Origin of the sequence: Burkholderia sp. HAN2018 (assembly GCF_024704855.1) — a bacterium.
Classification (GTDB): Bacteria; Pseudomonadota; Gammaproteobacteria; order Burkholderiales; family Burkholderiaceae; genus Burkholderia; species Burkholderia cepacia.
The window spans coordinates 1-17085 of the sequence record NZ_QOBB01000207.1; the positions used below are offsets into that span (position 1 = coordinate 1).

The window sequence follows — 17085 nt, forward strand, 5'->3', positions numbered from 1 at the left end:
CGCTGCGCATCCTGCATTCGGATGCCGGCCTGCATCGCGCGTTGTCCGGCGACGATCCGGTCGAACGCGTGCTGTTCGAAATGCTCGAGCAACTGCGCTGCGAGTCGCTCGCGCCACCCGCGATGCGCGGCGTCGTGCAGAACCTGCGCCATCGTTTCGAAACCTGGTCGCGCGCGTTTCACCGGTCGGGGCAGGCCGATACGCATGTCGGGATCCTCGTGTACACGGTCGCGCAGATCGCGTGGTCGCGGCTGACCGGCTGGCCGGTGCTCGAAGAAACGGAAGACCTGATCGAAGCGTCGCGCGCGGCGATCGTGCCGGAGATCGGCGTGCCGCTCGCGGGGCTCAAGCGCTGCCGGCACGATCAGCGCGCATTCGCGGAACACGCGCTGACGCTCGCGCGCCGGATTGCGGCGATGATCCGCGACGCGCGCGCGGCCGTCGTCGAAACGGCATCGGAAGACGCACGCGAGCAGGACGATGCGCTGACGAATTTCTCGCTATGGGTCGATTTCGACGACACGGGCATCGACCTGCCGGCGCTCGTCGAAACGGGCGACAGCGTCGTGCTGCATGGCGGCGATGCGGTCTACCGCGCGTACACGATGCGTTACGACCGCGAACTCCGGCCGGCCGCGCAGATCCGCGCGGCACTGCTGCGCGAGTATCGCGACCGGCTCGACGGCCAGGTCGCCGCGCAGCGGATCAACGTCACGCGGCTCGCACGGGTGCTGCGCGCGGCGCTCGTCGTGCCGCAGGCCGACGGCTGGTCGTTCGGCGAGGAGCACGGCCGACTCGACGGCCGCCGGCTCGCGCAGCTCGTCAGCTCGCCGGCCGAACGGCGGTTGTTCCGGCTCGAACGCGTGCGGCCGCACGCGGACTGCGCGCTCGCGTTCCTGATCGACTGCTCGGGATCGATGAAGACGTGGATCGACGGCGTCGCGCTGATGGTCGACACGCTGGCCCGCGCCGGCGATGCCGCCGGCCTTGCCACCGAAGTGCTCGGCTTCACGACGCTCGCGTGGAACGGCGGCCGCGCGCGGCAGGACTGGCTCGCGCGCGGCAAGCCGCGCCATCCGGGCCGGCTCAACGAAACCGGCCACCTGGTGTTCAAGGACGCCGACACACGCTGGCGGCATGCGCGCACGGGCATCGCCGCGCTGTTCAAGGCCGACCTGTTCCGCGAGGGCGTCGACGGCGAAGCGGTCGAATGGGCATGTGCGCGGCTCGCGGCGCGGCCGGAAGCGCGCAAGATCCTCGTCGTGATCTCGGACGGCAGCCCGATGGACGGCGCGACGGCGCTCGCGAACGATCCGTTCTACCTCGACAATCACCTGAAGCAGGTGGTCGCGCGCCAGGAAGCGGCCGGCCGCGTCGACGTCGTCGGGCTCGGCGTCGGGCTCGATCTCGGCCCGTACTACCGGCACCGGCTCGCGATCGATCTTGCGTCGGCGCCGGACATGAAGCGGCTCGTCGAAATCGCGCGCTGGATCGGTGCGCGGCGGTGAAGCGAGTAGTGTGCGTGCGCATCGCGGCGCGAATGCCGCGCGCCGGAGGGTTCGATGCGGCGTGCGCCGCGCGGCACTACACGCCGCGCAGCAGCGGCGGCAGCGACGTCGCGATCAGCCCGATGCCGATCGCCATCAGCACGCCGAACGCGAGCCGGCGCAGCGCGACCGGCGACAGCGGTGGCGGGTAGTGGCGCGCGGCGACCGTCGTCAGCATCACGACCGGCGTCGCGATCGCGGCCAGCAGCCAGATGTCGCGATCGATCTGGCCTTCGCAAGCGCTGTACAGCACACGCGTGGCCGAGGTCGTCGTGAACAGCACGATCAGCGCGCAGCGGATCTGCACGAGCGTCAACGGCTGCCGGTAGAACTGGAAGATCAGCGGCGGCCCCGACACGCCGAACATGCCGCTCAGCAGCCCGCCGAACAGGCCGCTGACGAAGAAGCTGCGGTTGTCCGAGCGCGCCGTGAGCGGTGTCGGGCGCAGCGCCGCGCTCAGGCCGCCGTACAGCACCACCGCGCCGAGGATCAGTTGCAGCAGGTCGGCCGCCGAGCGGCTCAGGCATTCGAGCAGCAGCACGCCCGCGACCACCGACGGCAGGATGCCGAGCGTCGCCGCGCCGACCGCGCGCCAGTCGATGTGATGCAGCCGGCCGGGCAGCGCGGCCGCGCCGTTCGCGAGCGACACGACGCTCATCAGCGTGGCGACGGTGGCGAGCGGCGCCAGCCCGAAGCCGCTCGTCGCACCCATCACGATCATCCCGAGCCCGAAGCCGGTGACGGTCTGGAAATAGCTGCCGGCGCCGATTACCGCGATCAGGATCGCCAGTTTGTCTGCCGTCATGCGGGCGCGGCCTCGCCGGTCGCGGCGCGTTGCGCGGCCGCCTGCGCCTGTACGGTGGTTGCCGCGATCACGTGATACACGTCGTCGGCGCTGCAGCCGCGCGACAGGTCGTTCGCGGGCCGGCGCAGCCCCTGCAGCAGCGGGCCGACGGCCTTCGCGCGGCCGATCCGTTCGGCGAGCTTGTAGCCGATGTTGCCGGCCTCGAGGCTCGGGAACACGAGCACGTTCGCATGGCCGCCCACCTGCGAATGCGCGATCTTGCGCTCGGCGATCTCCGCGACGATCGCCGCGTCGAACTGCACGTCGCCGTCGATCGCGAGGGTGGGGCGCAGTTCGCGCACCTGCGCGGTCGCGGCCGTCACCTTGTCGACGGCCGCGTGATGCGCGCTGCCGCTCGTCGAGAACGACAGCATCGCGACGCGCGGCGCCTCGCCGAGCAGCGCTTGTGCGCTGTCGGCGGCGGCCATCGCGATTTCGGCGAGCTGGCCGGCATCCGGATCGACGACGAGCGCGCAGTCGGAGAAGATCAGCCCGCCCTTGATCGTGTGGAACGGTTCGCACAGCATCATCAGGAAGAAGCTCGACACGATCCGGAACGCCGGGTCCACGCCGATCAGCTGGATCGCCGCGCGCACGACGTCGGCCGTCGCATGCACGGCGCCCGCGACCGAGCCGTCCACGTCGCCGAGCCGCACCATCAGGTTGGCGTACGTCAACGGATCGCGCACCGCGTCGCGTGCTGCGTCGGCGGTCATGCCTTTTTTGGCGCGCAGCGCATGCAGCGCGTCGGCATACGCATCGCGTTGCGGGGCGTCGGCCGGATCGACGAGCGTCATGCCGTCGAGATCGATCGCGTCGCGCGCGGCTGCCGCGTGGATGGCCGCACGGTTGCCGACGAGCACGATGCGCGCGATGCCGTCGCGCGTCGCGCGCGCGGCGGCGTGCAGCACGCGTGGATCGTCCGCTTCGCACAGCGCGATGCGCATCGGCGCGCGGCGCGCGGATTCGAGGATGCGGTCGAGGGCTTTCATCGTTCGCTCGCTGAGGAATGGAACACGGGAAGGAAAAACGGCCGGATGCGGCGGCCCGCACGGGGCACGGCGTCCGGCCGGGTTCAGGCCGCGCGGTGATGCACGCGGCCTGACGCGGTTGCGTCAGCGACGCGGGCTCACACGTAGTCCTTGTACTTGTCGAGCATGCGTACCGGCTTCGACAGCGCATCGCGGCGGAACGGATCGCCGAGTTCACGCGTGCACATGATCTCGATGATCGTGGTCTTGCCTTCGTTCATCTGCATGTCGATCGCGCGCTTGAGCGCGGGGCCGACGTCCTCGAGGCGGTCGACCGTGATCCCTTCGGCGCCCATCGCGCGCGCGATCGCCGCGAAGCTCTGGTTGTCGAGTTCGCCCGCGACGAAGCGGCGGTTGTAGAAGTCGACCTGGTTCTTCTTCTCCGCGCCCCACTGGCGGTTGTGGAACACGACGGCCGTGACCGGGATGTTGTGGCGCACGCAGGTCATCGTTTCCATCAGGCTCATGCCCCACGCGCCGTCGCCCGCATACGACACGGCCGGACGATGCGGTGCGGCGACCTTCGCGCCGATGATCGTCGGGAACGCATAACCGCAGTTGCCCCAGCTCATCGCCGCGAAGAAGCTGCGCGGCTTGTTGAAGCGCAGGTAGCTGTTCGCGACCGAGTTGATGTTGCCGATGTCGGTCGACACCATCACGTCTTCGGGCATCGCCTTCTCGAGCTCGCGCAGCACCTGGCGCGGATGCAGGTACTGGCCGCCGCTGAACGGCTTCTCGTGCTTCTGCTCCTCGATCATGTCGAGGCTGTATGCGTCGCGCTCGTGCGTCCAGTCGTCGAGTTCCTTTTCCCACGCGGCCTTTTCGGTCGCGATCTGGTCGGCGCGATCGCCGCGCGAGCCGTCGCATGCGAGCGTGCGGCCTTCGAGGCGTTGCGTGAGCGCGATGGCCGCCGCCTTCGCATCGCCGCAGATGCCCACCGAGATCTTCTTCACGAGGCCGAGCATCTTGTGGTCCGCGTCGATCTGGATGATCTTCGCGTCCTTCGGCCAGTAGTCCATCCCGTGCTGCGGCAGCGTGCCGAACGGCCCGAGGCGCGAGCCGAGCGCGATCACGACGTCCGCGCGCGACAGCAGTTTCATCGCGGCCTTCGAGCCCTGGTAGCCGAGCGGGCCGCACCACAGCGGATGGTTCGCCGGGAACGAGTCGTTGTGCAGGTAGCTGTTGACGACCGGTGCGCCGAGCCGTTCGGCGAGCGCCTTGCATTCCTCGATCGCATCGGCCATCACGACGCCGCCGCCCGAGATGATCACCGGGAACTTCGCCTGCGCGATCAGCGCGGCTGCATCGTCGAGGCTCTGTTCGCCGCCGGCGCCGCGATCGAGCCGGCGCGGTTGCGGAATCTCGACCTTGACCTTGCCGTAGAAGTAGTCGCGCGGGATGTTCAGCTGGGTCGGGCCCATCTCGGCCTGCGCGCGGTCGAAGCAGCGCGCGGTGAATTCGGCCATCCGCGCCGGGTGCGTGACGTGGCCCTGGTACTTCGTGAATTCCTGGAACATCGGCAGCTGGTTCGCTTCCTGGAAACCGCCGAGGCCGATGCCCATCGTGCCGGCTTCCGGCGTGACGATCACGACCGGGCTGTGTGCCCAGTACGCGGCCGCGATCGCCGTCACGCAATTGCTGATGCCGGGGCCGTTCTGGCCGATCACGACGCCGTGGCGGCCCGACACGCGCGCATAACCGTCGGCCATGTGGCCCGCGCCCTGTTCGTGCACGACCGGGATCAGGCGGATGCCGGCGGGCGCGAAGATGTCCATCGCGTCCATGAACGCGGAGCCCATGATGCCGAACATGTCGGTCACGCCGTTGGCCGCGAGGGTCTCGACGAAGGCTTCGGACGGCGTCATGTCCTGCGGACCGCTGGCCGATGCACGCAGGGAAGTGGATTGTTCGCTCATGGGTTGTCTCCGATTGTTCAATTAACGGAACGTCTCGTTCCAGATGCTATTTGCCGGGAAAAGCCGGTCAAGTCATTCCACCTGCTGCGGGGAAATGTGGAATGAAATGAAATGATTCGTTTCAAAATGCGTGTGGGGTACGGTGGCCCCGGGTGGTGCGCTCAGGCCGGCTGCTTCGGCCGTTCCTTGCGGAACGCACGCTTGACGGCGATCAGCCCGTCGCGGAATTCGAACAGGTCGCAGCCTTCGGCCTCGATGCGCCAGCCTTCGGCGTGCGTGCCGGTGAACACCCACTCGGACACGCCGCGCTCGCCGGTCACGTAGTGGCGGCCGCGGCCCCAGTGCGCGTCGGGGAAGGTCTTGAACACGGCTTCGAACGCGGCGCGCACGGCGTCGCGTCCGATGAAGCGCGTGCCGTGGATGTCGGGGCCGCCGGCCGCGTCGAATACGCAGTCCTCGGTCATGAAGCCCATCAATGCATTCGCGTCATGCCGGTTGAATGCGTCGGAAAACGCCGCGAGCATGGCGGCCGTGACGGGGGCGGTGAGCGTGTCGGACATAACGTGTCTCCTGTCGAATGGTGGGCGGTGCGCGAGGCGCTGGCGCGCATGCGGCACGCGGTATCGACACGTTAGTGAGCGCTCGTTTTTGGCGGTAGCGCCAGTTCGGGGGATTCGGTTGGGCCAGCGGCGGATGCCGGGCACGTTCGCGCGTTCACGGCGTTACCGACGTTCCCGACGTGGCGGGAAGCACGGCTTGAACCGGTTTCGTGCCGTCTCGCATGACGCGACGGCGAACGAGGCCCGTGAGCGTGGCGTGCACGGAAAATGGCGGGCGAGGGATTCGGTCGCCATCGGGGCGGGACCCGCGACGCGGGCGAGCAGGAGGAGGCGGGGGGCACATCGTCGCGCGCGATGTGCCCCGCCGGTCATGCGGACATCACGACGCCGTCATGCCGATCCCGAACACGTGCATCTTGCCGGCGCTGACCTGCCGCGGCAGCACGATACTCGTCACCACCTTGCCGGGCGGCACCGGAATCTTCTGCGCGAAGATGTAGGTCTTGACGTTGTCCTGCTGGCCGTCGCCGGCATTGCGATAGGCCATCGTGACGGCCACCGTCGAGCGTGGGCTCGCGCTGCCGCCGTTCAGGGTCCAGTCGTCGAAGGCCAGCGTGACGGCCTGACTCGACCCGTCCGCGAAGTTCAGCTGCGCGACCCCGCTGCTCGGGCCGTTGTTGGACGAACCGAGCACCACGACGCCGGTGCCGGCCGATCCCGGCGGCAGCATCACGGTCTGGCCGACGGTCACGGTGTTGTCGAGCGAGAGCGGCCCGCCCGCCACCGTCACGGTGGCGCCGGCCACCGCGAACGGCTTGCCGGGCTGCACGCCCGCCGCGCCGAGCGCATTGACCGAGTAGCTGAACAGGCTGCCGTCGAAGTCCGCGCCCTGGCCGTCGGTATTGGTCGCACCGTCCATGCTGAAGCCGCGGTTGTTGTAGCTGTCGGTCGCATTGAGCGCCACCGGTACGCCGAACGACGGCGGTTGCGCCTGGGCGCCCCATCGAGACGGTGCGCTGCCCATCGCGAAGTGCAGCGTCGCACCATCGGCGATGTCGTCATAGGCGACCCATGCGGCAGGGTGGGCACGACCGTTGATCGACAGCGACTGCACGTAGCTCGAGGCCGGCGCGCCTGCGGCACGGATCCGCCAGGTGTGGCCGTTGCCGAGCCGCACGTCGATCTGCGGGAACTGCGGGCTGCCGATCGCCAGGCCCGCGACGCCGGGGATCTGCGGGTACAGGCCCAGCGCGCCCCACACATACCAGCCCGACACGGCGCCGAGGTCGTCGTTGCCCGGCAAGCCGTCGGGGCCAGTGCCGAACGCGCTGGCCATGATCTGCTGCACCACGCGCTGCGTGCCGGACGGTTGCGCGGCCCAGTTGTAAAGCCACGGCACCTCGAAGGTCGGCTCGTTGCCCATGTAGAAATTCGGCAGGCTCAGGCCGGCATTGAGCACCGTGAAGAACTGGTCGAGGCGCGACGTCACGGCCGTGTTGCCGCCGAGCTGCGCGAACAGGCCGGCCGCGTCGTACGGCACCATCCACGTGTACTGTTCGGCATTGCCTTCCACGTAGTTGTCGCCGCTGCCCGGCGTTTCGGGTATCCACGCGCCGTTCGATTGCCGCGCCGCGATCAGCGGCGGCGTCAGCGCGGTGTTGAGCAGGTTCTGCCAGTAGGCCGAGCGGCTCAGCAGCATGCGCTGCGTGGCGGTATCGCCGAGTGCGCCGGCAAAGCGCGAGATCGCGAAGTCGCTGCTCGTGTATTCGAGCGTCGACGAAGCCTGCCCCCACTCGCCGCCGGTGATGTAGCCGCCCTGCAGGTAGCTCGCGCGGCCGCCGTTGGTGGTCACGTTGTTGCAGGCGGTGCCGGGGATGTTCGCCATCTTCACCATGTGCTGCAGCGCGGAGCGCGTATCGAAGCGCCGCGCGCCGAATGCGTAGGCGCTCGAAACGATCAGCGAACCGGCATCGCCCGGCATCACGCCGTCCTCGACGTTGTCGTTGACCCAGTGCGGAATCGCGCCGCACTGATCGGCGTCGTTGACCAGCGACTGGATCATGTCGCTGGTTTCGGACGGCGCGAGGATCGACTTGAGCTGGATCAGCGAACGGTAGATGTCCCAGCCCGAGAACGACGAATACTGCGCGTTCTGGCCTTTGGCGAGCTGGTGCACGGTATTGTCGAAGCCGATGTACTGGCCGTTCGCGTCGCTGAAGATGCTGGGCGCCCACAGCGCGTGATAGAGCGCCGTGTAGAACTTCTTCTTCGCGTCCAGCGTCCCGCCTGCCACGCGGATCGCGTTGAGGCGCTCGTTCCAGATTCTGTCTGCCTGCGTGCGCACGCCCTCGAAGTCCCAGCCGCGATTTTCCGCGTCGAGGTTGGCCTTTGCATTGGCGGCGCTGACGTACGAAATGCCGATCTTCATCCTGACCGCCTGGCCGGGACGGAAGCCGAGCTGCGCCACGCCGTGCGAGATCGACGCCGACGTGAACGCCTGGTCGAACGCGGCATAGAAGTAGACGGGTACCGGCACCGAGTTGCCGCAGAAGCCGCCGCCGATCGTGCTGCCCGAGATGGCGCTGTCGGAAACCTGCGTAATCGCGCCGGTGGTCGAGGTCTTCGTATTGGTGCGCGTCGCGTCGAGTACCAGCAGCGCGGGTTTGCCGGCCGGGTAGGTGAACCTGCCGAAGCCGGTGCGCAGGGTGGCGGTCAGTTCCACCTTGATCTGCGAATCGAGCGCGACCGAGTAGTAGCCGGGCCGGGCCGTTTCATTCGCATGACTGAAGGTCGGAACGAGCTGGGCCGCGTCGGTGGTCGGCATGACCGGGAATTCGCCGTTGTTGCCGCTGCAGCCGGCGCCCGGCATGTGCGTGACGCTGAAACCCTGGATCGAATGGAGGTCGTAGTAATAGCCGGCCGGCGAGTTCGGTTCCTTGCTGTCGTTCGGTGCCGGCGTGGTGTTGGTGTCGGGCGCCCATTGCACCATGCCCGACGGCAGCCCGGCGGCCGGCACGACGCTGCCGGCCTGTCCCGCCGGCACCGGGTTCGGCGAATTGCTCGCGAGCGTGCCGATCAGCGGGTCGACATACTGCGTCAACGACAGGCTGCGGTTGTCGTCGAGGTTGGTCGTGTCGGCCGCACCGGCCGACGATTCCGCCGGGTGTGCGGCCAGTATCGACGCCGCCGTTCCGTCGCTGCCGTCACCGCCTCCGCACCCGCTCAATGCGCACGCCGCGGCCAGCAACGCCGCGAGCGTCGTGAATCGACTCATGATCGTCCCCTCCAGTCGGAGATGCCTTTTTGCCTTGACGATCCCGACGATCGAATCCCGGGATCGCTGTGGGTTGTTGCTGTCGTGTTGCGTCGTAACACTAGGATTCGTATGAATTCGCTGTCAATCCGAATAACGGATTTGTAATGTTTTTATTAGATTTACTAAACGAGTGGAAACGATGCGCAGGCGATGGCGCGGTATCGGCGGGTGCAACGGATTCAGCGAGCGCGTCGCGAATGCAGGGTTCTACGACAAGGCGAGAAACAACGTGCCGATCGGGGGCGGCCCACGTTGCGTGCGCACGTGAACGCGACCTCTACCCGAAAGGCAGCCTGCTGCCAGGCAGCGCAACCCGATCGATCGTTACGATCGGCACCTGCGCGCGTCGCACGGGAGCGACGCGCGCGACACCGGCGACATGCTTGCCGCGCAACGAAAGTCGGGATCGTTTCCGGATGCGTGATTGTGCACGAGGGGCGAGGGGGGCACGCAATCGGTGGCGCGACGCCTCTCCGCATCCGGTCAGGTGCCCGGCTTCTGCGCCCGCACGCACTGCGCCAGCGCCCGCACACCAGGCTCGATCCGCTCGAGCGGAATCGCGGAGAACCCCATCCGGAAGCAGCGTCGCGCGTCGCCCGTATCGTCCATGAAGAACACGTTCCCCGGCTCGATGAGGATGCCGGCCGCCTGCGCGTCGGTCGCGAGGCGCGTGGCATCGAGCCACGGCGGCCCCTCGACCCAGCACGACGCACCGCCCGTCACACGCACGTGACGCGCTTCGGGCAGATGCGCATCGAGTGCGGCCATCAGCGCCTGCGAGCGCTCGCTGTACGCATGCGCGAGCCTGCGCAGCAGCGCGTCGTGATGACCGAGCGCCAGAAAGGTCGCGAACGCACGCTGGATATACGCGACCGGATGGCGCACCATCAGCCGCCGCAGCGCGCGCAACTCGCGGATCAGTTCGCGCGGCCCGACCACGTAGCCGAGCCGCAGCCCCGGCGCGAACGTCTTCGACAGGCTGCCGACGTAGATCACGCGATCGGCCGTGTCGAGGCTCTTCAATGCCGGATGCGGCGTGCCGGAGAACGTGTTCTCGCTCTCGTAGTCGTCCTCGATGATCACGAAATCGTGCTGCCGCGCGCAATCGAGCAGCGCGCGGCGGCGTTCGACCGGCATCGTCGCAGTGGTCGGGCACTGGTGGCTCGGCGTCACGTACACGTAGTCGCAGCGCGCCAGCGTATCGGCGAGCGCATCGGGCGCGATCCCGTGGCCGTCGACGGGCAGCGGCAGCAGCCGCGCGTTGCGGTTCTCGAAGATGTTGCGCGCGTCGGGATAGCCGGGATTCTCGAAGCCGACCGTCGTGTGCTTGCCGCACAGCAGGTCCGCGATCAGGTACAGCGCCTGCTGGCAGCCGTTCGTGACGACGATCTCGTCGGGCATCGCGAACACGCCGCGCCGCGGCAGCACGCGCGTGCGGATCTGCTGGATCAGCGATTCGTCGTCGCGCTCGATCAGGTCGGGCGCCCAGTTGCGGATCTCCATCACCGACAGCGCCTTCAGGCAGCATTCGCGCCAGTCGTTGGTCGGAAACAGCGACTGGTCGAATTGCCCGTAGATGAACGGAAATTCGTAGTGCTGCCAGTTCGCGGGCTTCACGATGTTGCGCTGCCTCGACGGCGGATGCGCGATGCGCTTTTCCCACGCAGGGCGGCCCGGCGTGTCGTCGTCGCCGTCCGTTTTCTCGCCGGGCTTGGCCGCCGCGAAGCCGGGCACGCCCTCGAGCATCTTCGGGTTCACGAAGTGCCCGCTGCGTTCGCGCGAGATCAGGTAGCCCTCCTCGACGAGCATCTGGTACGCGAGCACGACGGTGTTGCGCGCGACGCCGAGCTGGTCGGCGAGCTCGCGGCTCGACGGCAGCGCGGCATCGGGGGCGAGCTGGCCGTCGAGGATCGCGGCCACGAGCATCCGCCGGATCTGGTCCTGCAGGCTCGACGCCGACGACCGCCGGAACTGCTGGGCCCATAGGGCGGTCGGGGTACGACTCGGCATGCTTCCTCCTGTGATCGGTACGGGAAACGCGAGGCGGTGCGCGCCGGGGTGCGCGCGGCCCGCGAGAGGCGCGGTTTCGCGAGAATACGCGCGTCGCGCCGCGGATGTGGACTCAATGAAAGGTGTCGTCTGGCACTACTGCGCGCCGACGTGGCAAGACGATACTCAACTCGTCGCCCCTGGACGATCCGGATAACTCCCCGGTACGCGGGCGCGGGAGGGCGTGCGCGCATCGCGTTCGCCCGCATCGTGATGCGAAGGGAGGAGGCCATGCACGTCGTCGTGTTCAGGGATCGCTGCGAGCGCGTGATCCGCATCGTGTTCGACGACACGCGCGCGACGGCGGTCGCGTATCGCGACGACGAGGCGATCGGCGAACTCGGCATCGACGACGGCGGCGACGGTGCCGCGCGATCGCCGTCGCTTGCGCGGCTGTACGTGGACCCCGCCTATCGACGCAGCGGCATCGCGCACACGCTGCTGGCGTGTGCATCGCGCGAATTCGGACGGCCGATCCGCATCGACACCGGCGCGCGCGAGTGGCCCGATTCGCCGGCATGGGCGACGTTGTGCCGCTGCCTCGAATACGAAGGGCTGGTCGTGGTGCGGTAGTGCGCGCTGCGACACCCGGTAGCGTGGCCACGATCACGCATCCCGACAACGGAGACGACATGAGCACGGTCCTGAAGCCGATTCCCGCATCCGACGTGCGGCACGAAGCGTTGCGCATCGACGGGCAGCGCGTGTGGCGCGAAGCGGTGATCGAAGTGCGCAACCCGTACGACGGCGCGCTGGTCGGCACCGTGCCGAAGGCGACGCTCGACGACTTGCGGCGCGCGTTCGCGGCCGCGCGTGCATACCGGCCGGCGCTCACGCGCCACGATCGCGCGGCGATCCTGCGCCGCGCGGCCGACATCGTGCGTGCGCGCACGGCGGAGATCGCGGCGCTGATCACCGCCGAGGCCGGGCTGTGCATCAAGGATTCGACATACGAGGCGGGCCGCGTGGCCGACGTGCTGACGTTCGGCGCCGGCGAAGTGCTGAAGGACGACGGGCAGATCTTCTCGTGCGACCTGACCCCGCACGGCAAGAAGCGCCGCGTGTACACGCAGCGCGATCCGCTGCTCGGCGTGATTTCGGCGATCACGCCGTTCAACCACCCGATGAACCAGGTCGCGCACAAGATCGTGCCGTCGATCGCGACCAACAACCGGATCGTCGTGAAGCCGTCCGAGAAGGTGCCGCTGTCGTGCTACCTGTTCGCGGACATCCTGTACGAAGCCGGCCTGCCGCCGCAGATGCTGCAGGTGATCACCGGAGACCCGAAGGAGATCGCCGACGAGCTGATCACGAACCCGGCGATCGACCTCATCACGTTCACGGGCGGCGTATCGATCGGCAAGTCGATCGCGGCGCGGATGGGCTACCGGCGCGCGGTGCTCGAACTCGGCGGCAACGACCCGATCATCGTGATGGAAGACGCCGATCTCGACGAAGCGAGCACGCTCGCGGTGTCGGGTTCGTACAAGAACTCGGGGCAGCGCTGCACGGCGATCAAGCGGATGCTCGTGCACGAGTCGGTGGCCGATCGCTTCACCGGACTGGTCGTCGAAAAAACGCGTGCGTGGTCGTACGGCAATCCGGCCGATCCGTCGGTGGACATGGGCACGGTGATCGACGAAGCCTCCGCGAAGTTCTGTGAGCAGCAGGTGAACGACGCGATCGCGCGCGGAGCGCGGCTGCTGGTCGGCAACGTGCGCGACGGCGCGCTGTATTCGCCGACGGTGATCGATCGCGTGACGCCCGACATGCCGCTCGTGAAATACGAGACGTTCGGGCCCGTGTCGCCGATCATGCGCTTCCGCGACATCGACGAAGCGATCCGGATGTCGAACAGCACCGACTATGCGCTGTCGTCGTCGGTGTGCACGAACCGCTTCGATCACATCACGCGCTTCATCACCGAGCTGGAAGTCGGCAGCGTGAACGTGCGCGAAGTGCCGGGCTACCGGCTCGAGCTGACGCCGTTCGGCGGCGTGAAGGATTCGGGGCTGGGATACAAGGAAGGCGTGCAGGAAGCGATGAAGAGCTTCACGAACGTGAAGACGTATTCGCTGCCGTGGTGAGCGCGGCGAGGAGGGGCGTACCATGCCCTCCCGCCGCCAGCCGCGTTACTGATAGAAGTTGAGCGTGACCATCGCCGAACGGCCCGGCGCCCAGGTCGCGTAGATCGGGTACGCGCTCGCGTAATACTTCTTGTCGAACAGGTTCTGCACGTTCAGCTGGACGTCCATCGTCTTGTTCACGCGCCAGGTGGCGGCCGCGTCGAAGCGCGCGTAGCCGGGCGTCCATTTCTTCGTCGTCGCGGACACCGATGCATAGGTCTGGCTCATCACCGTCGCACCGGCGCCGAGCGTGAGCTTCGGCATCACGTCGTAGCTCGTCCACAGCGTGAAGTTGTGCTTCGGCACCATCACCATCGGCAGGCCCGATGCGCCCGGGTTGCCGGGGCCCGCGTCGGTCGTGATCGCGTTCAGGTACGAGTAGCCGCCGAACACGTGCCACTTCGGCGTCATGTTGCCCGCGAAGCCGAATTCGAAACCGCGCACGCGCTGCTTGCCCGCGTTGACCGTGTGACCGAGGCCGTCGCTCACGCGCGCGTTGGTCTTCTCGGTCTGGAACAACGCCGACGTCAGCGACAGTTGATCCCGCAGCACGTCCCACTTCGCGCCGATCTCGATGTTGCGCGAGCGCTCCGGCGCGAGGTCCTGGTTCGTCGCGGTGATCTGGTCGGTGCCGCCGCCGAGGCCGCCGTTCGACCCCGGCGGGTTCGACGACGTGCCGTACGACGCATACAGGCTCACGTTGCTCACCGGCTTGAACACGAGGCCGAACTGGTAACTGAACAGGTTCGACGTGTTCGACAGGTCGGCGACGCCGGCCTGCTTGCCGGTCGTGTCGTAGCGGTCGAAGCGCAGCCCCGTGTTGAACTGCCAGCGCTCGGACAGCTTCACGGTATCGAAGATGTACGCCGACACGGTGTCGGTGCGCGTGTTCGTCGTCGCGCCGGGGAAGCCCTTGTCGCCGTTCAGCACGATGCTGCCGGTCCACGGCATGTTCGGGTTCCAGCCGCCCGCGAGCGGCGTGCAGTTGCCGGCCACCGAGCACGGGCCGCCCGAGCGGATGTTGTGGCCGGCCGAATCCGACACGAGGTAGCCCTCGTAGCGCGCCTGTTCATGGCTGAACTCGACGCCGGCCGTCATCGTGTGCTTCATGCCGAACAGGCTCGCGCTGCCGGTCACCTCGGTCTGGTTCGAGAAGCCGTTGAGCGCGTACTTGCCGCTCTTCGCCTGCAGGCTCAGCATGTTCGGGTTCGACGCGAGGATCTGCGGGTTCGTCGCGACGTAATCGAGCGTCGAGCGGCCGAACATCGTCGTGTTCTTCAGCTTCCAGTCGTCGTTGAGCTTGTGCTCGACGCGAACTTCGGCGGTGTCGGTCTGCCCGTAGCGGTAGTCGCGCGTGTTCAACCCGAAGAACTGCCCGCGATCGGTCGGCACCGGCGTGCCGCCCGACGCGCGGAACGGCACGCTGAAGTCCGGCATGTCGTACGAGTTCATGTGGTAGTAGCTGACCGTGACCGTGGTCGGCGTATTCAGCCCGAACACGATCGACGGCGCGACACCCCAGCGCTTGTTGTACACGTCGTTGCGGCCGGCCTGGTTCGCGTCGTGACCCATCACGTTCAGGCGCACGGCCGTCGTGTCGTTGATCTTGCGGTTCGCGTCGACCGTCGCGCGCTTGTAGCCGTCGGTGCCGAAGCCGATGCTGCTGTTGATGAAGTCGTCGTTCTTCGGCGTCTTCGTGACGATGTCGATGCTGCCGCCCACCGAGCCGCGGCCCGCATAGACCGAATCGGGGCCCTTGATCACGCTGATCTGCTCGACCGCGAACGTTTCGCGGTTCTGCAGCCCCGAGTCGCGCATCCCGTCGACGAAGATCGAGTTGCGCGATTCGAAGCCGCGGATCACCGGGCGGTCGGCCGAGGGGTTCGCGGCCGCATCGCCGCCGAGGAACGTGATGCCCGGTACCGAGCGCAGCGCGTCCGCGAACGACGTGACGTTCTTTTCCTTGATCAGTTGCTCGGGGATCACCGTGACCGAGCGCGGCGTATCGAGCAGCGGCGCGGTGAACTTGTACGACGGCGATTGCTTCACCTGCATGTCCGACGGCGCGGACGACTGGATCGTGATGGTCGGCAGCGTCGCCTGCACGTCGGCGGACGGGGCCGGCCGGTCGGCGGCGGGGGGCGGTGCCGTTTCGGCGGAGGCGAGCAGCGGGGTCAGGAAAACGGAGCAGGTCAGCGCCGACACGAGGGCGCGAGGCCTCGTCTTGAACTGGGCGGGCATATCGAGAGGCAGCAGAAGATTCGGTGAGCAGGCGCGTTTTCTCGATGCAGGCCGGGCAGTGCGGAACATCGGAAAACGTCAATGTAAATGCGTATGATTCGCGTCTACGGTCGCAATTCTACGGATTGGTACTAATTCTGTAAACGATTGAATGGTTTTTGTACTAATTCGGTCAGGTCTTCGTGGGGGCGCGATCGCCTTTGCGTCATATGCAACACCGCTTTCCATGGCCGGGCCGGCGCGTGGCGCGGCGACTCGCTACACTGCCGTACCGGTTGGAAGGGCCCCGGCAAGCAGGCCCCGAGCATGGAGACAACATAAGATGGACACCCAACGCGCAGCAGTCGTCACGTACCGCGGCAAGGCGATCGAGAACACGCACGTCGCCGATGTGGCGGTGGTCGATGCACGCGGCAGGCTGCTGGCCCGGTTCGGCAATCCGTTCCGGATGACGCTCGCGCGGTCGGCGGCGAAGCCGGCCCAGGCGCTGTCGGTGATCGAGACGGGCGCGCCCGAGCGCTTCGGCTTCGACGATGCGGACATCGCGCTGATGTGCGCGTCGCACAGCAGCGAGGACCGGCATATCGAACGCACGCGCGCGATGCTCGCAAAAGTCGCCGCGCAGGAATCGGACTTGCGTTGCGGCGGCCATCCGCCGTTGTCCGACGCGGTGTACCGCGCGTGGATCAAGCGCGACTACACGCCGACCGGCGTATGCAGCAACTGTTCGGGCAAGCATGTCGGGATGCTGGCCGGCGCGCAGGCGATCGGCGCAGCGATCGCCGATTACCATCTGCCCGAGCATCCGATGCAGGTGCGCGTGAAACAGGTGATGGCCGATGCGTGCGGGCTGCGCGAGGACGAAGTGGGCTGGGCGATCGACGGGTGCAACCTGCCGACGCCGGCGTTTCCGCTGGACCGGCTGGCGCGCCTGTACGCATCGCTGGCCGACGGGGCGGATACGGTGGAGGCGGGCGGTGACGCAATCAGCGATCGCGTGCGTGCGCTGGCGCGCATTCATCGTGCGATGACCGCGTATCCGGAACTGGTGGCCGGCGACGGGCGCTATTGCACGGTGCTGATGAAAGCGTTCGACGGGCAGGTGGTCGGCAAGCTCGGCGCCGATGCGTGCTACGGGATCGGCGTGCGTGCGTCGGCGCGCACGCGGCAGCTGGGCGCCGATGGCGCGCTCGGCATCTCGGTGAAGATCGAGGACGGCAATCTCGACGTGCTCTACATGGTCGTCAGCGAACTCCTCGAGCGGCTGCAGATCGGCACGGCCGGGCAGCGCGCGCAACTGGCCGCTTTCCATCGGCCGCCGATGCGCAACACGCAGGGCGTCGAGATCGGGCACGCCACGTTCCCGTTCGAATTGCAGCCGGCCTGACCGGCGCGGATGCGCCGCTGCCGACGGCCCGCGACCCGGGCCGTGCGCGGCGGCGGGCACATGCCTGC

Annotated in this window: 11 protein-coding genes; 4 read left to right on the forward strand and 7 right to left on the reverse strand. The window is 67.8% G+C overall.

Going from position 1 to position 17085, the window contains the following annotated elements; translation table 11 throughout:
- The coding region (locus tag DPV74_RS32840; protein ID WP_119338688.1) for a cobalt chelatase at window positions 1–1508 on the forward strand (1508 nt) is incomplete at its 5' end.
- A 76-nt stretch (window positions 1509–1584) separates the two neighbouring features.
- Here DPV74_RS32840 and DPV74_RS32845 read toward each other — a convergent pair.
- From DPV74_RS32845 to DPV74_RS32870, 6 genes are all read right to left on the reverse strand, one after another.
- Window positions 1585–2352 (reverse strand): sulfite exporter TauE/SafE family protein, encoded by a 768-nt coding sequence (locus DPV74_RS32845; protein ID WP_027791255.1) that lies wholly within the window; start codon window positions 2350–2352, stop codon window positions 1585–1587.
- Entirely contained in the window at window positions 2349–3383 is a 1035-nt protein-coding gene (pta, locus tag DPV74_RS32850) for a phosphate acetyltransferase (RefSeq protein WP_119338689.1), read from the reverse strand. Before pta ends, DPV74_RS32845 begins: the two co-directional genes overlap by 4 nt.
- Before the next feature lie 137 nt (window positions 3384–3520).
- Entirely contained in the window at window positions 3521–5338 is a 1818-nt protein-coding gene (gene xsc / locus DPV74_RS32855; RefSeq protein ID WP_021157638.1) for a sulfoacetaldehyde acetyltransferase, read from the reverse strand.
- 161 nt (window positions 5339–5499) lie between these two features.
- Entirely contained in the window at window positions 5500–5898 is a 399-nt protein-coding gene (locus DPV74_RS32860; RefSeq protein ID WP_060194738.1) for a nuclear transport factor 2 family protein, read from the reverse strand.
- A gap of 379 nt (window positions 5899–6277) precedes the next feature.
- Complete coding sequence (locus DPV74_RS32865) at window positions 6278–9172, reverse strand: GH92 family glycosyl hydrolase (protein ID WP_119338690.1); 2895 nt, start codon at window positions 9170–9172, stop codon at window positions 6278–6280.
- Window positions 9173–9697: 525 nt separating this feature from the next.
- Entirely contained in the window at window positions 9698–11224 is a 1527-nt protein-coding gene (locus DPV74_RS32870) for a PLP-dependent aminotransferase family protein (RefSeq protein WP_119338691.1), read from the reverse strand.
- 270 nt (window positions 11225–11494) lie between these two features.
- Between DPV74_RS32870 and DPV74_RS32875 the strand changes: the two genes are divergently transcribed.
- Both DPV74_RS32875 and phnY read left to right on the forward strand, forming a co-directional pair.
- On the forward strand, window positions 11495–11836 hold the full coding sequence (locus DPV74_RS32875; protein WP_119338692.1) for a GNAT family N-acetyltransferase: 342 nt from the start codon (window positions 11495–11497) through the stop codon (window positions 11834–11836).
- A gap of 59 nt (window positions 11837–11895) precedes the next feature.
- Window positions 11896–13350, forward strand: coding sequence for a phosphonoacetaldehyde dehydrogenase (gene phnY / locus DPV74_RS32880; protein ID WP_119338693.1), 1455 nt, complete (start codon window positions 11896–11898; stop codon window positions 13348–13350).
- Between the two features lie 45 nt (window positions 13351–13395).
- Here phnY and DPV74_RS32885 read toward each other — a convergent pair whose 3' ends face one another.
- Window positions 13396–15630 carry a TonB-dependent siderophore receptor gene (locus DPV74_RS32885; RefSeq protein ID WP_060286354.1) on the reverse strand — a complete coding sequence of 745 codons (2235 nt, stop codon included), beginning with the start codon at window positions 15628–15630 and terminating at the stop codon, window positions 13396–13398.
- 322 nt (window positions 15631–15952) lie between these two features.
- On the opposite strand from DPV74_RS32885, the gene DPV74_RS32890 reads away from it, so the two are divergent.
- Window positions 15953–17017, forward strand: coding sequence for an asparaginase (locus DPV74_RS32890; RefSeq protein ID WP_060126088.1), 1065 nt, complete (start codon window positions 15953–15955; stop codon window positions 17015–17017).
- Window positions 17018–17085: the final 68 nt, after the last annotated feature.

Bases quoted from the DNA above. Each gene is read 5' to 3' on its own strand.
- DPV74_RS32875 (WP_119338692.1), top strand. From the start codon at position 11,495: ATGCACGTCGTCGTGTTCAGGGATCGCTGCGAGCGCGTGATCCGCATC.
- xsc (WP_021157638.1), bottom strand. From the start codon at position 5,338: ATGAGCGAACAATCCACTTCCCTGCGTGCATCGGCCAGCGGTCCGCAG.
- DPV74_RS32885 (WP_060286354.1), bottom strand. From the start codon at position 15,630: ATGCCCGCCCAGTTCAAGACGAGGCCTCGCGCCCTCGTGTCGGCGCTG.
- phnY (WP_119338693.1), top strand. From the start codon at position 11,896: ATGAGCACGGTCCTGAAGCCGATTCCCGCATCCGACGTGCGGCACGAA.
- DPV74_RS32865 (WP_119338690.1), bottom strand. From the start codon at position 9,172: ATGAGTCGATTCACGACGCTCGCGGCGTTGCTGGCCGCGGCGTGCGCA.
- DPV74_RS32845 (WP_027791255.1), bottom strand. From the start codon at position 2,352: ATGACGGCAGACAAACTGGCGATCCTGATCGCGGTAATCGGCGCCGGC.
- pta (WP_119338689.1), bottom strand. From the start codon at position 3,383: ATGAAAGCCCTCGACCGCATCCTCGAATCCGCGCGCCGCGCGCCGATG.
- DPV74_RS32860 (WP_060194738.1), bottom strand. From the start codon at position 5,898: ATGTCCGACACGCTCACCGCCCCCGTCACGGCCGCCATGCTCGCGGCG.
- DPV74_RS32890 (WP_060126088.1), top strand. From the start codon at position 15,953: ATGGACACCCAACGCGCAGCAGTCGTCACGTACCGCGGCAAGGCGATC.
- DPV74_RS32870 (WP_119338691.1), bottom strand. From the start codon at position 11,224: ATGCCGAGTCGTACCCCGACCGCCCTATGGGCCCAGCAGTTCCGGCGG.